This is a genomic window from Streptomyces sp. NPDC101191 (genome assembly GCF_044767915.1).
Classification (GTDB): Bacteria; Actinomycetota; Actinomycetes; order Streptomycetales; family Streptomycetaceae; genus Streptomyces.
This window is the reverse complement of sequence record NZ_JBIWOU010000011.1, coordinates 78,220-91,946: the sequence shown is the minus strand read 5'-3', so window position 1 is coordinate 91,946 and position 13,727 is coordinate 78,220. Positions and strand designations below refer to the sequence as shown.

The following is a 13,727-nucleotide window of genomic DNA, read 5'->3' as shown; positions in this document are numbered from 1 at the left end:
GGAGCGGAGACCGCCCGAGCCAGAGGGGCGACCGCCCCCGCCCACGTCCACGCCCGCCCGGCGCCCCCGGCCCACGTCCTACGCACGCCCGGCCCGGCGCCCCCGGCCCACGTCCTGCGCACGGGCGGCGGCCCGGGCGGCCCGGCGCCCGGCCCCGCGCCCATGCCCGCACGGCGTCCCTGCCCAGTCCCCGGGCCTGCCGGCCCGCCGGCCCCCGGCCCACCGGCCCGCCGCCCTAGCGACCTGCCCATCCCCCCAGGCCCGCAGGCCCATCGGCCCATCGGCCCATCGGCCCACCGGCCCTAGCTCCCCGCGCCCTCCGGCTCCCCCTCCGCGCCGAACCGCTCCCGGAGCTCCACCTTGCGCACCTTGCCACTGACCGTCATCGGGAACTCCGCCAGGACCTCCACCCGTCTCGGGATCTTGTAGTGGGCCAGGCGGTCGCGGCAGAACGCCGTGACGTCGTCCAGGGTCGGAGGGTCCGCCGGGTCGCGCGGGACGACGCAGGCGAGGATTTCCTCGCCGTAGCGCTCGTCCGGGACCCCGACGACCTGCACGTCCGCGATCTTGGGATGGGCGTACAGGAACTCCTCGATCTCGCGCGGGTACACGTTCTCGCCGCCGCGGATGATCATGTCCTTGATGCGGCCGACGATCTGCACGTAGCCGTCCTCCCGCATCACCGCGAGGTCCCCGGTGTGCATCCAGCGCCCCGCGTCGATCGCCTCGGCGGTCTTCCCGGGCTCGTCCCAGTAGCCGAGCATCACGCTGTAGCCGCGGGTGCACAGCTCGCCGGCCGCGCCGCGTTCGACCGTCAGGCCGGTCGCCGGGTCGACGATCTTGACCTCGATGTGCGGCAGGACCCGGCCGACGGTGCCGGTGCGCCGTTCCAGGTCGTCGTCGCGCCGGGTCTGCGTGGAGACCGGCGAGGTCTCGGTCATGCCGTAACAGATGGACACCTCGGCCATGTTCATCTCGGCGACCACCAGCTTCATGACCTCCACCGGGCACGGCGAGCCGGCCATGATGCCGGTGCGGAGCGTGGAGAGGTCGTAGGAGGCGAAGTCCGGGAGGTTCAGCTCGGCGATGAACATCGTCGGCACGCCGTACAACGACGTGCACCGCTCCTCCTGAACCGCCCGCAGGGTGGCGGCCGGGTCGAAGGACGGCGCCGGGATCACCATGCAGGCACCGTGCGAGGTGGCGGCGAGGTTGCCCATCACCATGCCGAAGCAGTGGTAGAAGGGCACCGGGATGCAGATCCGGTCCTGCTCGCTGTAGGCGATCATCTCGCCGACGAAGTAACCGTTGTTGAGGATGTTGTGGTGGGAGAGAGTGGCGCCCTTCGGGAAGCCCGTCGTCCCGGACGTGTACTGGATGTTGACCGGCTCGTCGCAGGACAGCCCCTCCGGCACCACACCCTCCGGCGCCCGGCGCGTGAAGAGCTCGTCCCAGCTCGGCTCGCCGAAGTAGACCGTCTCCCGCAACCGCGGGCAGGAGCCCCGCACTTGCTCGACCATCGCCCGGTAGTCACTGGTCTTGTGCCTCAAGGTGGCGAACAGCAGAGAGATACCGGCCTGGTTGAGGACGTACTCCAACTCATGGGCGCGATAAGCCGGGTTGATGTTCACCATGATCGCGCCGATTCGGGCCGTGGCGTACTGCACGAGCACCCACTCGGCGCAGTTGACGGCCCAGATGCCGACCCGGTCGCCCTTGACGACTCCGCTGGCGAGCAGCGCGTCCGCCAACCGGGCGACGTCCGCGCCGAACCGGGCGTAGGTCCAGCGGCGTCCGGTGGGCACGTCGACGAGTGCCTCGCGCTCGGGCCAGGTGGCGACGGCCCGGTCGAGGTTGGCGCCGATGGTGTCGCCGAGAAGAGCCGTGTCCGACACCCCGTGCGCGTAGGACGACGTCTGCCGCACTGACGTCGCGCTGCTCGTGTTCGCCGTCGTCGCGGCGCTCGCGGGCGTCGTCGCGGTCGGGTCGGTCATGCGAGATCCCCCTCGGTGTACTCCGTGCCGGTTTCGCCCTCGGCCGTGAGCTTGCGCAGCTCCACGCGCCGGATCTTGCCCGAGACCGTCTTCGGCAGCTCGGCGAACTCGATCCGGCGGATCCGCTTGTACGGCGCGAGCACCTCGCGCGAGTGCGCGAAGAGCGCCTTCGCGGTGTCGGCGTCCGGCTCCCAGCCCGCCGCGAGGACGACGTACGCCTTGGGGACGGCGAGCCGCAGCGGATCGGGCGCCGGGACGACGGCGGCCTCGGCGACCGCCTCGTGCTCCAGGAGCGCGCTCTCCAGCTCGAAGGGCGAGATCTTGTAATCGCTGGCCTTGAACACGTCGTCGGCGCGCCCGATGTACGTGATGTAGCCCTCCTCGTCCCGCGCACCGATGTCGCCGGTGCGGTAGTAGCCGCCGGCCATGGCCTCGGCCGTACGCTCCGGGTCGCCGTGGTAGCCGGTCATGAGGCCGACGGGGGCGGCGGCGAGGTCGAGGCAGATCTCGCCCTCGCCGACGTCGGGCGTGCCGGTGACCGGATCGACGAGGGTGACCCGGAAGCCGGGGCTCGGCCGCCCCATCGAGCCCTCCTTGAGGCGCTGACCCGGGCTGTTGGAGACCTGGACGGCGGTCTCGGTCTGGCCGAAGCCGTCCCGGATGGTGACGCCCCAGGCGCGCCGGACGGTCTCGATGACCTCGGGGTTGAGCGGTTCGCCGGCCGCCACGACCTCGCGGGGCGGGGTGACCAGCTGACCGAGGTCGGCCTGGATCAGCATGCGCCAGACGGTGGGCGGGGCGCAGAAGCTGGTCACACCGTGCCGGTCCATCTCGGCCATGAGGCGGGCCGGGTCGAAGCGCGTGTAGTTGTGGATGAAGACGGTCGCCTCGGCGTTCCACGGGGCGAAGAGGTTGGACCAGGCGTGCTTGGCCCAGCCGGGCGAGGAGATGTTGAGGTGGACGTCGCCGGGCTCGAGGCCGATCCAGTACATCGTCGCGAGGTGCCCGACGGGGTACGAGGTGTGGGTGTGCTCGACCAGCTTGGGACGGGCGGTGGTGCCGGAGGTGAAGTAGAGCATCAGGGTGTCGTCGGCGAAGGTGACGCCGTCGGGCGTGAAGTCCGGGGACTCCGCGTACGCCTGCTCGTAGCCGAGCCAGTCGGACCCGTCACCGCCGACAGCGTCACCGCCGACAGCGATCCGCGTGTACGCGCCGGGGACGTCGGCGAACTTGGCGGTGTCCTCCGCCCGGACGAGCACGTGGCGTGCCCGGCCGCGCTCCACCCGGTCGCGCAGGTCGGCGGGGCCGAGCAGCGGGGTCGCGGGAATGACGACGGCGCGCAGCTTCATCGCGGCGAGCATGGTCTCCCAGAGCTCGACCTGGTTGCCGAGCATGACGATCATCCGGTCGCCGGCGCCGACGCCCTGCGCGCGCAGCCAGTTGGCCACCCGGTTGGAGCGGTCGGACATCTCGGCGAAGCTCAGCCGCGTCTCGCTGCCGTCCTCCTCGACGATGTGCAGGGCGGTGCGGTCGTTGCCCGCGGCGATGACGTCGAACCATTCGAGCGCCCAGTTGAACCGTTCGGGGCGGGGCCAGGCGAAACCCGCGTACGCCGTGTCGTAGTCCGACCGGTGCCGGAGCAGGAAGTCGCGGGCGGCCCGGAACCTCTCCGTCGCCTCCGTCGGCTCCGCCGCGCTCGTTGCCGTCATGTGTCCTCCTCGTTGCGGGACCCGTCCCCCACATCGTGTAATCAGTGACCCAGGTCTCACTACCCCCGTTCGGGGGGAGACCGCGCGGACGGCGGACGACGTCGGACCGGGTGGAGGCGGGTCGAAGGAGGGGCGCATCGTGCCCGAGCACGACGAATCGGCGGAGCTGCGCGCCGCTCTGCTGCGGCTGCGCCGCACCACCGGACTCCAGGTGGTGTTCGGAGGGCTGCTCCAGGAGGGCCGCGCCCTGCGGATCGCGGAGCTGAACGGGGCGGTGACGCCCGCGCTGCGCGGGCTGGCGATCTCGACCGGCTCCGGCCTGGGCGGGAAGTGCCTCGCCCTGTCCCGGCCGTGCGCGGTCACCGACTACCCGTCGGCGCGGCACATCACGCACGAGTACGACGCCCCGGTCTCGGCTGAGGGCCTGCGCTCGGTGATCGCGGTGCCGGTCGTCGTACGCCGCCGGGTGCGCGGGGTCCTGTACGGGGCGCTGCGCGACGCCCTGCCGATCGGCGAGCGGGTCTTCGACGCGGCCGCGGCGGCGGCCCGGGACGTGGAGCAGGCGCTCGCCGTACGGGACGAGGTGCGCCGGCTCGCGGCCGAGCGGGAGGAGATGCGGCAGGCGTACGGGGAGCTGCGCGAACTCGCCCCGAAGGTGACCGACCCGGAGCTGCGGGAACGGCTGCTCGCGGTGTGCGGCCGCTTCGAGTCGACCTCGGCCCCGGAGGGCCGGCCGCCCGCCGTCCTCCTCACCCCGCGCGAGACGGACGTCCTGGCGGCGGTGGCCTCGGGTGCGACGAACGCGACGGCGGCCCAGCGGCTGGGGCTGCGTCCGGAGACGGTCAAGGGCTATCTGCGCTCGGCGATGCGCAAGCTGGGCGCGCACACGCGTCTGGAGGCGGTGGTGGCGGCACGGCGGGCGGGCGCGCTGCCGTGATCACGCCCGGCCGGCCCGCCCACTCTCGGCCGGTCACTCGTCGAGCTCGCCCAGGACGATGTCGTACGGGATGCCCTGGGGGCCCAGGAGCCGCAGCGTCCGCTCCGCCTCGGCGGTGAGGGCGGCGCGCTGGGCACGGGTGGGCCGTGCGAAGGCCTCGATGGTCATGACGGTCCGCTCGCGCCCTTCGTCGAGGTGCCAGAGCCCGGCGAGGAGGCCGTCGAGCAGGAACACCCGGTGGGCCTGGTTCCCGGTCCAGGTGCGGGCGCGGTGCTCGCCGGGCACGACGCGGGTGCGGTCGGCGTGGGAGAGCAGCAGGTTGTCGAACTCGGGCAGGAAGCGGGGCGGGGCGGGGGTGTCCTCGTCGGGGCGGGGCGCGTCGGGGAGGTCGAAGAGCTCGGTGCCGCTCTCGTCACGGAAGACGAGCAGCTCGGGCCGGAGCCGCTCGAAGGCGGGCCGGAGCCGGGTGAGCCCGCACCAGGTCTGCATGTCCTGGACGGAGGCGGGCCCGAAGGCGCGCAGGTACCGGAGCACGGTCGCGTCGAGCCCGGCCGCACCGGGCCCGTCGAGCTCGCGCCCGGCGCCACGGTCCACCCCCTCTCCGCGGCCCCCGCTGCGCCCGCTGCCCGCACCCTCTCCGTTCTCCCCGACTCCCGCACGCTCCCCTGCGGCGCCGCCTCCCGTGAGCGCCTCAGCCGTCCCGGCCGCCCCGTCGACCCCTCCGAACCACTTCCGTGCGGTGGTGAGGGCGACCTGCCCGCTCCTCCCCCAGAGCCCGCGCGGGGTGACCTGCACCATGGGCACCAGGCAGCGCGCGGCGATGGTGAGCGCCTGTGGGTCGCCCTCGGGCCACTCCAGCAGCAGGTGCTCGCGGATCTCCTTGGGGGTACGGGCCCGCTCCTCGACGTACGCGACGGTGAGCGCGACGAGCCGCTCCAGGTCGACCCCGTCGAGCCCCTTGCGGAACATCCGGAGCTCCCGGTCGACGGCCCCCGACTGGACGAGCAGGCGCAGCGGAAGGCCGTCGCCCGCGGTGTGGGTGTGCACGGTGGAGCGCAGCGAGACCATCCGCCCTACCCTGCGGGACTCCATGACGGCGGACAGGTCCTCGGGACGGAAGCCGTCGAGGCGGGCGGCGAGCGCGTAGTACGGCGGCTTGGTGTTCTGTGCCTGAAGCCCCACGAGGTGCCGAACGGCCTCCTCGGCGGAGAGCGGGGCTCGGTCGAGGAGAAGCTGCCGGTCGAGGGTGGCGCGGTTGAGAGCGCGGGAGGTGAGGACCGGGGGCGGGGTCTGGAGGGCCATGAGGAAAAGCTAGCGAGAGTTGCGGACAGGATGAGTCCGCAATGAGGGAAAGAGGCGGGACGGGGGCCGGACGTGGGGACAGGCGGGGGGGCGAGACGGAAGCCCAGGGGGCGGGAGCGAGGGCGGGCGACCCGCGGCCGGACGACGGCGCACCGCAGCCCCCAGGCCCGATTCATCCCCTATATCCTGCATCAGGCACGCCGCGTTCCGGAGGGACGCACCGGAGAGCCCCGCCGGAGCACCACCCGCCCCGGGAGGGCTCCTCTGGGTGCCGCCGACGATGCGACAACGAAAGGGCCCGAAGAGAAGGCCGCCCAAAAGAGGACGCCCACACCGGAACACCCGAAGACCGGAACGCCCGAAGACCGAACGCCCGAGAAGGGTGCCCCAGGAAAGCGCAGCGCCCACGCAAGACGCCGAGGAGCCCGCCCGATGTCCGACCGCCACCCGCGCGCCGCCTGGCGCCGCGTACCGGAGCCACCGGCAGCCGCCTCCCCCACCCGGCCGGCCGGGGACGGGCCGAGCGTGGTCCAGGCGACCCTGTACCGCGAGGGCCGCCGCGTCTCCTCCCCCGACACCCTGGCGGAAACCTTCCGCCAGCTGCGCCGGCACCCGGACGGCATGGCCTGGATCGGCCTGCAACGCCCGACCGAGGAGGAACTCCACTCCCTGGCGGCCGAGTTCGACCTGCACGAGCTGGCCGTCGAGGACGCGATGGAGGCACACCAGCGCCCGAAGCTCGAACGCTACGGCGACACCCTCTTCGTCGTCCTGCGCGCAGCGCGCTACCTGGACGCCCAGGAGGAGGTGGACTTCGGCGAGTTGCACGTCTTCGTGGGCCCGGACTTCGTGATCACGGTCCGGCACGGCGCGGCGCCGGACCTGTCGGCGGTACGCCGCCGCATGGAGGAGGACCCCGACCTGCTCGCCCTCGGCCCGGAGGCGGTGCTGTACGCGATCCTGGACGCGGTGGTCGACGGTTACGCGCCGGTGGTGGCGGGCGTGCAGAACGACATCGACGAGATCGAGACCGAGGTCTTCGGCGGAGACCCCGCGGTGTCGCGCCGCATCTACGAACTCTCCCGCGAAATGGTCGAGTTCCAGCGCGCGACCCGCCCCCTGGTCGGCATGCTCCACGGCCTGATGGCGGGCTTCGCCAAGTACGGCACGGACGAGGAGCTCCAGCGCTACCTCCGCGACGTGGCGGACCACGTCACCCACACCAGCGAACGCGTCGACGGCTTCCGCCAGGCCCTGACCGAGATCCTGACGGTGAACGCGACCCTGGTCACCCAGCAACAGAACGCGGAAATGCGCGCGTTGGCGGAAGCGGGCTTCGAACAGAACGAGGAGATCAAGAAGATCTCCTCCTGGGCCGCCATCCTCTTCGCCCCGACCCTGGTCGGCACGATCTACGGCATGAACTTCGACCACATGCCCGAGCTGCACTGGGCGGGCGGGTATCCGTTCGCGGTGGTTCTGATGGCGGCGGTGTGCACGAGCCTGTACGTGGTCTTCAAGCGGAAGGACTGGCTGTAGCGGGGGCGGGTGGGGTCATGGGGTGCGGCACGGCCGCGAACGGCAGTGTCCCTGAACGCCCGTCCGGCGTCACCGGGCGCCGACGTCAGGTGGCCGGGTCGAGGAGGTGGGGGCCGTTGTTGCGGACGTTGTTGACGGCCGGGGAGACGGGGCGGGCATCCAGGCGGCCGCCGGCCGGCCGGGTGAGCAGGGCGCGGAGATCGTCGGTGTTCTGGTGGTGGGGGTCCAGCCAGGCGTCGTAGTGGTCGGGGGGCAGGGCCAGGGGCATCCGCGGGTGGACGCGGCCGGCCTCGTCGGTGGCCTCGGTGGTGATGATCGTGCAGGTCACCAGCCACGCGGCCGGATCGTCGGCATCCGCGATGTCGGGGTTGCGCCAGTACTCGTACAGGCCCGCCATGGCCATCACCTGGTCGTCGACGGGGTGGATGAAGTACGGCTGCTTGCGGGTCCTGCCGGTCGCCTCGTCCTTGACGGGGTCCCACTCGTAGAAGCCGTCGGCGGGCAGCAGGCAGCGGCGCTTCGCGAAGGCGCGGCGGTAGGCGGGCTTCTCGTGCACCGTCTCGACCCGGGCGTTGATCATCCGCGCGCCCATCTTCGGGTCCTTGGCCCACGACGGCACCAGGCCCCACTTCAGCGCCCGCAGCTCACGACGCACCTCGTCCCCGTCGTCCCGCGCGGCGCGTTCGAGGATCGCGTAGACCCCGTCGGTCGGCGCGACGTTCCAGCTGGGCGCCAGCGTCTCCTCGGGGCGCCATTCGGTGACCTCGAAGAGCTGCGTCAGGTCCTGAGGACCGCGGGTGGAGGCGTATCGGCCGCACATACTGCCACTGTGCCACGACACCGCCCCGGCACCCGCGGCCCGGGCGAGCGGCGATGCGCGCGCGTCGCACCCGGCCTCTCGCACCCGACCGCGCCCCGACCGCCCGCTCGCGCGCACGAACTGCCCAGTCGGTCACGACCCCGCCGGCGCTGCCGCCCTCCCGCGATGCCTGAGGTTGACGAGCGACGCCCTGATCAGCGCGACGGGGTGGAGGAAGCCCAGCGGGCCGATCAGGCGGGAGGCGAACATGTACATGTGCCGCGCCATCGCGTCGTCGCGTGCCGCCGCCGAGAACATCAGCCGTTGCACGGGATTGAACGGTACGGCCGCCTTGGCGAAGTCGACCGACAGGAACTGGTGACCGCGCAGCCGGCGCCGGTGCGTGCGGGCGTACCCCGCGAGCGACGCGTCGAGGTCGCCCTGCCCGGTCACGGCCGGGGCGACGGCCTCGGCCAGCCACTGTGCCGACTGCAGGGCCCACCCGCAGCCCACGCCCCACAGGGGATCGCCGGTCAGGGCGGCGTCGCCGATCAGGGCGAGGCCCGGCGCGGTCGCCTCCCGGGTCACCAGCGGGTAGTCGACCGTGCCGATGATCTTCGAGACGCGCTCGGCGGAGTCGATGGGCGGCGCCTCGGGCAGGGCACGGACGAGGTCGAGGAAGCTGCCCTCCAGGTCCTCCCGGAAGGCCGGCAGCCGCTTCTTGCCCGGGAGCACCGCGACCACCGTCACGCCGTCGTCGTTCGGGAACGCGTACGCCATGTCGGGCTCCAGGAACCAGGCGTGACTGATCCCGTCACGCAGCGGGAGGCCGCGGAAGTGCGCGAGATAGCCGAAGCGCGCGTTCTCGTGCACCCGGGCGCGCACCCCGGCGAGCTTCGCGACGGCCGAGTCCTTGCCGTCGGCGCCGACGACCAGCCGGGCCCGTATCTCCCGCTCCCCCTCGCGCGTCGACACGCGCACGCCCACCGTCCGCTCCCCCTCGCGCACCAGCCCGGTCACCTGGTGGCCGAGGAGCAGGTCGACCCCGGGCGTCTCCGCCGCACGGGACCTGATCAGCGGGTCGAGGGTGCTGCGCCGGACGTTGTACGCGTACGGCAGCTCGGGCCCGCCCGGCGCGGACCGCGGCTCGATCCATCCCCAACGGGTCCACCAGCGCGCCTTGTTGGGGACGGCGCCCGCCTTCTCCAGAGCGGGCACGAGCCCGAGCTCGTCGAGGACCGGGTAGGCGCAGGCCTGGAGGGAGTGGGAGCACAGCACCTTGTAGGCCTCGGGGTCCGAGCGTCGCTCCAGCAGGGCGACGCGGGCCCCCCGGCGCGCGAGCAGGATCGCCGCGGCGCTGCCGGCCAGGGCGCCGCCGCTGATGACGACGTCGTACTCGGCTCCCGCGTTCTCGGGCTTGGTCATGCGCTGATCCCCCTGTTGATGTGGTGCGGTTCGTGGGACTCGTGCAGTGTGCAGTGCCCCACTGCTGTCAGGGGCATGACTTCCGGTCAAGAGTCGGGAATCACGTCCGGACGCCGTCTCCACGGGTCCGGGGCCGGTCGGCGTCCCTAGACTGCTCGCACAGCGTTTCCGGGGGAAAGGAAGACACGTGAACTGGATCTGGGTGATCCTCATCCTGTTCTGGACGGGCGGCTTCGCCTGGGCGGCCGACAACATACGCACCGCGCTGCGGCATCGCCACGAACGCAAGATGGAGGTCCTGGAGGCGGCCAAGCAGGAGCGCCTCGCGGTCGAGGCGGCGAACAGGACGCCGGAGCCGGTCTGCGGCTGCACCCACCACCTGGCCAAGCACGACAGGAAGGGCCGGTGCCACGAGCGCGTCGAGGTGCCGGTCGCGTGGGACGAGAACAAGAAGCCGCTGCGGTACGAGGCGGGCGAGTGCAACTGCCAGCAGTACGTGGGCCCTCAGCCGCTGTCCCAGGTCTACGCGGAGGAACTCACCGACCTGGCCTGAGCCCCCGCCGGAACGCGTACCGATCCTGCCTCCGGTCCGGTCCGGCATCCGGCCTCGGCCCGGCATCCGGCCTCGGTCCGGCCTCGCATCCGTCCTCGGCCCGGCGTCCGGCCTCGGCCCGGCCGGGCTCCGGTCCGGCATCCGGCCTGGATATGCCCGCTCCACGGCTGGTCCGGTGAGTCCGGCGGGTACAGCGAGTACGACTCGTGTCCGGATTCGTCGGAGCGCCTGGAGGTGCTCAAGGACTATCCGACGTCGCCGGGCTGCACCTCGCCGTTCGCCCCGGTCTGGATCGTTGAGATGGTGCGCCGGCGACGCGGCTGACCGTACGAGCGGAGGGGGAGTCCGGCGACCGGACTCCCCCTCCCCCAGGGTCGGCGCGACCCGCGCGCCGACCCGTGTGCCGACCGTGGCTCAGCGCAGGCGGAGCGCCTCGCTGATGGTCGTGAAGAGGTCGGTCTGGTTGGTGACACCCAGGACGCGGTACGCCTGCGGGCCCTGCGCGGCGATGCGGACCTGCGTGCCGGTGTGCTCCTGGGACTGGCCCGGGGTGTTGGTCGAGTAGTTGACCTTCAGCTTCTGGCCCTCGTCGGTGACCAGGGTGGAGGACAGGCCGGGCGGGGTGGCCTCCAGCGGGACGATCTGGCTGGTGTGGCCGTGGTCGGCGGTGGTGACGACGAGGGTGTCGGGGTGCTTGGCCGCGTAGTCGCGGGCGAGCTTCACGGCGCGGTCGAAGGCGGCCGTCTCGCCGATCTGGCCGCAGGGGTCGGCGGCGTGGTCCTGCTTGTCGATCGAGGCTCCCTCGATCTGGAGGAAGAAGCCCTGCTCGGAGTGCTTCTGCTTGGCCTCCAGGAGCTGGATCGCCTTGGCGGCGGAGTCCACGAGGCTCGGGGTGCCGGCCGGGCGGTTCGGGTTGGTGGTGACGCAGCGCTGCGGGTCGGTGCCGCCGACCGCGGCGGACTTCCCGGTCCACTCGACCGGCACGTTGCCGGGCGCGAAGAGGCCGAGCACGCGCTGACCGGGCTTCACGGTCTGCAGGCCGGCCTCGTCGGTGACGACCCGGTAGCCGAGCTTCTGTGCCTGCTCGGTGACGGTGAGGCCCTTGTAGGCGCCGTCGGTGACCTTCTGGTCGAAGCGCTTCCTGCCGCCGCCGAACAGGACGTCGACCTTGTGGTTGACCGACTGCTCGGCGATGGATCCGGGGCCGCCGGCCGCGAGGGTGTCGGTGGGGCACTTGGCCATGTCGGCCGGTCCCTGGCAGGAGCGGTCGGTGGCGTGGGAGGCGAGGACGGCCGGGGTGGCGTCGGTCAGCTCGGCGGTGGTGACGCTGCCGGTGGCGTACCCCTTCTTCTGGGCGAGTTCCAGGAGGGTGGGGACGGCCTTGTCGGTGCCGGGCGTCTTGGAGATGCGGCCGTTGACCGTCTTCACGCCGGTGGCCCAGCCGCTGCCGCTGGCCGCGGAGTCGGTGACGTAGTCGGGGGTGCCGTCCTCGTGCACCGCGTACGTGGTGTACGAGCCGGTCAGCGGGAACTTGTCCATGGCCAGGCGCCCGTTGGCACCGACCGTGTAGTCGCGGGCGAGGGTGATCTCCGAGTCGCCCATGCCGTCGCCTATGAGCAGGATGACGTTCTTGGCCTTGCCTCCCTTGATCGCCGCCTTCGCCTGATGGGCGCTGTCGGACGCACCGGCGCTCGACGTGACGGTCACGGCCGCGGCCGCGGCGGTCGCGGCGACCAGGGCGGTGGCGACGGCGAGGTGACGGCGGGTGGGCTTGGGCATGGGTTTCGCTCCTTGTTGCGACTGGCGTGCCGGTGCGACGACCGGCACGTCCAGACGATCAGGCGCGGGCGACGAGCAGGTGAACTGCGGGCCGCACAGGTGTTTCCCGAACGCGTACAGCCATGACCGGACGAGCGAGAGCACGTTTCCGGTACGACGGCCTCCGTCCACAGGCACGAGTCCGGCTTCCCTTCGAGCCGGTCGGGGACGGGCGGCCGCGAAGTCCCGTACGTACGCGCTGATCGGCCGCCCGAGCGGGCGACGCTCGGACGGTCAGGAGGGCCACCGTCGTACCGGGCGCCTTCCTGGCGCGATCTTGCGCCCGAGCGCCGTGCCCTCACGCTCTCCTGACGCGGATCGGTAGCACGGCCGTCCCGCTCGCGGTCCGCCCGGCGCCGTCACAGGGGGCCGGGCAGGACCGTGCAGAGGCTGTCGAGCAGCGCGCGGGCCGCGGGGCTCGCGGGGCCGGTGGCCCGCCAGGCCAGGGCGACGCGGGCACGGGCCCCGGGGGCGACGAGGGTCAGCGTCCGCAGGGGCCCGTCCGGGGCGGAGCCGTCCTCGCCCGCCGGGAGCACGGCGACGCCCAGTCCCCGGGCGGCGAGCTGGGCGAGCACGGCGGGCGCCGTCGCCTCGAAGGCGACGCGGGGCCGGAAACCCGCCTGGGCGCAGGCCCGTTCGAGCGCCGCGCGCACTCCGGTGCCGCGCGGTAGGCAGATCAGCGGCCGGTCGCGCAGCTCGGCCAGCGGGACGGTGGCACGGTCGGCCCGGCCGAGCAGGGGGTCCCCGGGTGCGACGGCCGCGGCCAGCGGGACGTCGAGGACGGTCCGGAAGGTCAGGCCGGGCGGAGGTACTTCATCGGTGGGGCCGAGCAGGGCGAGGTCGAGCTCTCCGGCCAGCAGCGCGCTCTGCATCCGCTCCGAGGAGTCCTCGGTGAGGGCGATCTCCAGGGCGGGGTGGGCGTCGTGGAAGTCCGCGAGGAAGGCGGCGATGTCGAAGGCGTGCCCGGTGGCCCCGGAGACGAGGCCGAGCGAGACGCGGCCGCGCAGCAGTCCCGTGTACGCGTCGACCGTCTGCCGCACCGCGTCGGCGGCGGCCAGCGCGGCGCGGGCGTACGGCAGGACCGCCCGCCCGGCCTCGGTGAGCGTCACGGACCGGTGTGAGCGGTCGAGCAGGGGCTGCCCCAACTCCCGCTCCAGTTGGCGTATCTGGGCGCTCAGGCCGGGCTGGGCCAGATGCAGACGCGCGGCCGCGCGGGTGAAGCCGCCTTCGTCGACGACGGTGACGAAGTAGCGCAGCTGACGCAGTTCCATAACCGATCATGCTAGAGGGCAGCAGAACCATCTATTGGAAATATGGATCCTCCGCCCGCACGCTGGATCCATGGGGAACACGACGGGCCGAACAAGGCATGCAGGGCAGGCAGGGCATGCAGGGCGGACACGACAGGCGGCGACGGCAGTCGACGCCGGGGCCGGGCGGGACGGCGACGAGGTGTCCGACCGGGACTCCGGCCGGGACTCCGGCCGGGAATCCGGCCGGGAATCCGGCCGCGACTCCGGGCGGCATCTCGTCCGCGACTCCGACCGGGACTCCGGCCTCAGCTCCGACCGGGACTCCAGCCGCGACTCCGACCGGGACTCCGGCCGCGACTCCAGCCGCAGCTCCGGCCGGGACTCCGACCAGGACTCCA

General features: G+C 72.8%; 10 protein-coding genes and 1 pseudogene. 4 read left to right on the top strand and 7 right to left on the bottom strand.

Going from position 1 to position 13,727, the window contains the following annotated elements; translation table 11 throughout:
- Positions 1-302 precede the first annotated feature (302 nt).
- On the bottom strand, positions 303-1,994 hold the full coding sequence (locus tag ACIRQF_RS33305) for an AMP-binding protein (RefSeq protein ID WP_404098087.1): 1,692 nt from the start codon (positions 1,992-1,994) through the stop codon (positions 303-305).
- On the bottom strand, positions 1,991-3,703 hold the full coding sequence (locus ACIRQF_RS33300) for an AMP-binding protein (RefSeq protein ID WP_404098084.1): 1,713 nt from the start codon (positions 3,701-3,703) through the stop codon (positions 1,991-1,993). The genes ACIRQF_RS33305 and ACIRQF_RS33300 overlap by 4 nt, the downstream gene beginning before the upstream one ends.
- A gap of 139 nt (positions 3,704-3,842) precedes the next feature.
- Between ACIRQF_RS33300 and ACIRQF_RS33295 the strand changes: the two genes are divergently transcribed.
- Complete coding sequence (locus tag ACIRQF_RS33295; protein ID WP_376633611.1) at positions 3,843-4,640, top strand: response regulator transcription factor; 798 nt, start codon at positions 3,843-3,845, stop codon at positions 4,638-4,640.
- Between the two features lie 33 nt (positions 4,641-4,673).
- Here the strand turns inward: ACIRQF_RS33295 and ACIRQF_RS33290 are convergent, their stop codons facing one another.
- Positions 4,674-5,942, bottom strand: a complete 1,269-nt coding sequence (locus tag ACIRQF_RS33290) for a winged helix DNA-binding domain-containing protein (RefSeq protein ID WP_404098081.1) — start codon at positions 5,940-5,942, stop codon at positions 4,674-4,676.
- Positions 5,943-6,374: 432 nt separating this feature from the next.
- On the opposite strand from ACIRQF_RS33290, the gene ACIRQF_RS33285 reads away from it, so the two are divergent.
- Positions 6,375-7,481: a magnesium and cobalt transport protein CorA gene (locus ACIRQF_RS33285; protein WP_376633615.1), complete on the top strand. Its 1,107-nt coding sequence runs from the start codon at positions 6,375-6,377 to the stop codon at positions 7,479-7,481.
- A gap of 85 nt (positions 7,482-7,566) precedes the next feature.
- On the opposite strand, the gene ACIRQF_RS33280 is transcribed toward ACIRQF_RS33285, so the two are convergent.
- Positions 7,567-8,301: an SOS response-associated peptidase gene (locus tag ACIRQF_RS33280; RefSeq protein ID WP_404098078.1), complete on the bottom strand. Its 735-nt coding sequence runs from the start codon at positions 8,299-8,301 to the stop codon at positions 7,567-7,569.
- Positions 8,302-8,433: 132 nt separating this feature from the next.
- Positions 8,434-9,705, bottom strand: a complete 1,272-nt coding sequence (locus tag ACIRQF_RS33275; RefSeq protein ID WP_404098076.1) for an NAD(P)/FAD-dependent oxidoreductase — start codon at positions 9,703-9,705, stop codon at positions 8,434-8,436.
- 187 nt (positions 9,706-9,892) lie between these two features.
- On the opposite strand from ACIRQF_RS33275, the gene ACIRQF_RS33270 reads away from it, so the two are divergent.
- Both ACIRQF_RS33270 and ACIRQF_RS33265 read left to right on the top strand, forming a co-directional pair.
- Positions 9,893-10,258 (top strand): hypothetical protein, encoded by a 366-nt coding sequence (locus ACIRQF_RS33270; RefSeq protein ID WP_404098073.1) that lies wholly within the window; start codon positions 9,893-9,895, stop codon positions 10,256-10,258.
- 222 nt (positions 10,259-10,480) lie between these two features.
- Positions 10,481-10,582: pseudogene (locus ACIRQF_RS33265) on the top strand (DNA alkylation repair protein); the annotation flags it as partial.
- A 90-nt stretch (positions 10,583-10,672) separates the two neighbouring features.
- Here the strand turns inward: ACIRQF_RS33265 and ACIRQF_RS33260 are convergent.
- Together ACIRQF_RS33260 and ACIRQF_RS33255 are read right to left on the bottom strand one after the other, a co-directional pair.
- Entirely contained in the window at positions 10,673-12,037 is a 1,365-nt protein-coding gene (locus ACIRQF_RS33260) for an alkaline phosphatase (protein ID WP_404098070.1), read from the bottom strand.
- Between the two features lie 398 nt (positions 12,038-12,435).
- Positions 12,436-13,347 carry a LysR family transcriptional regulator gene (locus ACIRQF_RS33255; RefSeq protein WP_404098067.1) on the bottom strand — a complete coding sequence of 304 codons (912 nt, stop codon included), beginning with the start codon at positions 13,345-13,347 and terminating at the stop codon, positions 12,436-12,438.
- Between the last annotated feature and the right edge of the window lie 380 nt (positions 13,348-13,727).

Bases quoted from the DNA above. Each gene is read 5' to 3' on its own strand.
- ACIRQF_RS33285 (WP_376633615.1), top strand. From the start codon at position 6,375: ATGTCCGACCGCCACCCGCGCGCCGCCTGGCGCCGCGTACCGGAGCCA.
- ACIRQF_RS33300 (WP_404098084.1), bottom strand. From the start codon at position 3,703: ATGACGGCAACGAGCGCGGCGGAGCCGACGGAGGCGACGGAGAGGTTC.
- ACIRQF_RS33255 (WP_404098067.1), bottom strand. From the start codon at position 13,347: ATGGAACTGCGTCAGCTGCGCTACTTCGTCACCGTCGTCGACGAAGGC.
- ACIRQF_RS33260 (WP_404098070.1), bottom strand. From the start codon at position 12,037: ATGCCCAAGCCCACCCGCCGTCACCTCGCCGTCGCCACCGCCCTGGTC.
- ACIRQF_RS33290 (WP_404098081.1), bottom strand. From the start codon at position 5,942: ATGGCCCTCCAGACCCCGCCCCCGGTCCTCACCTCCCGCGCTCTCAAC.
- ACIRQF_RS33305 (WP_404098087.1), bottom strand. From the start codon at position 1,994: ATGACCGACCCGACCGCGACGACGCCCGCGAGCGCCGCGACGACGGCG.
- ACIRQF_RS33280 (WP_404098078.1), bottom strand. From the start codon at position 8,301: ATGTGCGGCCGATACGCCTCCACCCGCGGTCCTCAGGACCTGACGCAG.
- ACIRQF_RS33275 (WP_404098076.1), bottom strand. From the start codon at position 9,705: ATGACCAAGCCCGAGAACGCGGGAGCCGAGTACGACGTCGTCATCAGC.